Here is a 2,597-nt window from a genome sequence, read left to right on the forward strand (position 1 = left end):
TTCGGCGGCATCATGAAATGCGACGTCATCGCCGAAGGCGTCATCGCGGCCGTCAAGGAAGTCGGTCTTCAGGTGCCCCTCGTCGTGCGCCTCGAAGGCACCAATGTCGAACTCGGCAAGAAGATCATCAACGAATCGGGACTGAACGTCATCTCCGCCGATGACCTGGACGATGCCGCCCAGAAGATCGTCGCCGCTGTGAAGGGAGCCTGATCCATGTCGATCCTCATCGATAAGAACACCAAGATCCTCGTGCAGGGCCTGACCGGCAAGACCGGGACCTTCCACACCGAACAGGCGCTCGCCTATCACAACACCAAGATGGTCGGCGGCATCCATCCGTCGAAGGGCGGCACGAACTGGACCGGGTCGAAGGGCGAGAGCCTGCCGATCTTCGCATCCGTGGCCGAAGGTCGCGACGCCACCGGCGCCAACGCCTCGGTCATCTATGTTCCGCCGGCAGGTGCCGCGGCAGCGATCATCGAGGCGATCGATGCGGAAATCCCGCTGATCGTCTGCATCACCGAGGGCATTCCGGTCGCCGACATGGTCAAGGTTAAGGCACGCCTCGACGCGTCCAAGTCGCGCCTGATCGGCCCGAACTGCCCCGGCGTCATGACGCCCGACGAGTGCAAGATCGGCATCATGCCGGGTTCCATCTTCAAGAAGGGCTCCGTCGGGGTTCTTTCGCGCTCGGGAACGCTGACCTATGAAGCGGTCTTCCAAACGTCGAACGAAGGCCTCGGCCAGACGACCGCCGTCGGCATCGGCGGCGACCCGGTCAAGGGCACCGAGTTCATCGACATGCTGGAAATGTTCCTCGCCGACGAGGCGACGAAGTCGATCATCATGATCGGCGAGATCGGCGGCTCGGCTGAAGAGGACGCGGCACAGTTCATCAAGGACGAGGCGAAGAAGGGCCGTGCCAAGCCGATGGTCGGCTTCATCGCCGGCCGCACGGCGCCTCCCGGCCGCACCATGGGCCATGCCGGCGCCGTCATTTCCGGCGGCAAAGGCGGCGCAGAAGACAAGATCGCGGCCATGGAATCGGCCGGCATCCGGGTCTCGCCCTCGCCGGCGCGCCTCGGCAAGACACTGGTGGAAGTCCTCAAGGGCTGACCCATCTGAACAGGAAGGGCCGGCGATCCGCGCCGGCCCTTCCACCTCTTCCCCGGCGGTCGCGGACAGGCGGCGGTCAGGGCGGCAAGCGGGCGGCAAGCCCGGCCAACACCAATTCGCACGGGAGGCGGGCGCAGCGTCCGCAGAGCACCATGGCAAGGCAAGACGCCAACGAGCAATTTCTGGTCACGTCCTTCCTGGACGGCGCCAATGCGGCCTATATCGAACAGCTCTATGCCAAGTACGAGGAGAACCCCGCCTCGGTCGGCGAGGAATGGCAGGCCTTCTTCAAGGGATTGGCCGATCAACCGGCCGACGTGAAAAAGGCGGCCGAGGGCGCCTCCTGGAAGAAGGCCAACTGGCCGATCGCCGCCAATGGCGAACTCGTCTCCGCGCTTGACGGCAACTGGGGCGCAGTCGAACAGGCGATCGAGAAGAAGGTGAAGGCCAAGGCGGACGCCGTGGCGGCCGAGACCGGCAAGGCGGTCAGCGTCGGCGACGTCAACCAGGCGACCCGGGATTCGGTGCGCGCCATCATGATGATCCGTGCCTATCGCGCCCGAGGCCACCTGCACGCCAAGCTCGACCCGCTCGGCATTGCCGCGCCCGTCGAGGATTATCACGAACTGTCGCCGTCGAACTACGGCTTCACCGAAGCCGACCTCGACCGCAAGATCTTCATCGACAACGTTCTCGGCCTCGAATACGCGACGGTCCGCGAGATGGTCGGGATCCTGGAGCGCACCTATTGCTCGACCATCGGCGTCGAGTTCATGCACATCTCCAACCCGGAGGAAAAGGGCTGGATCCAGGAGCGCATCGAAGGCCCGGACAAGGGCATCGAGTTCACACCTGAGGGCAAGAAGGCGATCCTGCAGAAGCTCATCGAATCGGAAGGCTTTGAGCAGTTCATCGACGTCAAGTACAAGGGCACCAAGCGCTTCGGCCTCGACGGCGGCGAGGCGCTCATCCCGGCGCTCGAACAGATCATGAAGCGCGGCGGCCAGATGGGTCTCAAGGAAATCGTGCTCGGCATGGCCCATCGCGGCCGCCTCAACGTGCTGACCAACGTCATGGCGAAACCGCATCGCGCCGTGTTCCACGAGTTCAAGGGCGGTTCCTACGCGCCTGACGACGTGGAAGGCTCGGGCGACGTCAAGTATCACCTTGGCGCCTCGTCCGACCGTGAATTCGACGGTAACAAGGTCCACTTGTCGCTGACGGCCAACCCGTCGCATCTCGAAATCGTCAACCCGGTCGTCATGGGCAAGGCCCGCGCCAAGCAGGACCAGATCGCCACCGTCATGGAAGGCGATATCGTACCGCTGCGCGAGCGCTCCAAGGTGTTGCCGCTTCTCCTGCACGGGGATGCAGCCTTTGCCGGCCAGGGCGTGGTCGCCGAGTGCCTCGGCCTCTCCGGCCTGCGCGGTCACCGCGTCGCCGGCACGCTGCATTTCATCATCAACAACCAGATCGGC

Annotated in this window: 2 protein-coding genes and 1 pseudogene; all 3 read left to right on the forward strand. The window is 64.3% G+C overall.

Annotated elements, in window-relative coordinates; all coding sequences use genetic code 11:
* A pseudogene (gene sucC / locus B2742_RS03970) lies at window positions 1–213 on the forward strand (succinate--CoA ligase subunit beta); the annotation flags it as partial.
* A 3-nt stretch (window positions 214–216) separates the two neighbouring features.
* Window positions 217–1,119, forward strand: coding sequence for a succinate--CoA ligase subunit alpha (gene sucD / locus B2742_RS03975; RefSeq protein WP_292063245.1), 903 nt, complete (start codon window positions 217–219; stop codon window positions 1,117–1,119).
* Between the two features lie 152 nt (window positions 1,120–1,271).
* The coding region (locus B2742_RS03980; protein WP_292063248.1) for a 2-oxoglutarate dehydrogenase E1 subunit family protein at window positions 1,272–2,597 on the forward strand (1,326 nt) is incomplete at its 3' end.

Source organism: Brevundimonas sp. UBA7664 (genome assembly GCF_002483305.1).
Classification (GTDB): domain Bacteria; phylum Pseudomonadota; class Alphaproteobacteria; order Caulobacterales; family Caulobacteraceae; genus Brevundimonas.

What these genes read in the sequence shown, in the direction of transcription:
- sucD (WP_292063245.1), top strand. Translation starts at nt 217, where the DNA reads ATGTCGATCCTCATCGATAAGAACACCAAGATCCTCGTGCAGGGCCTG.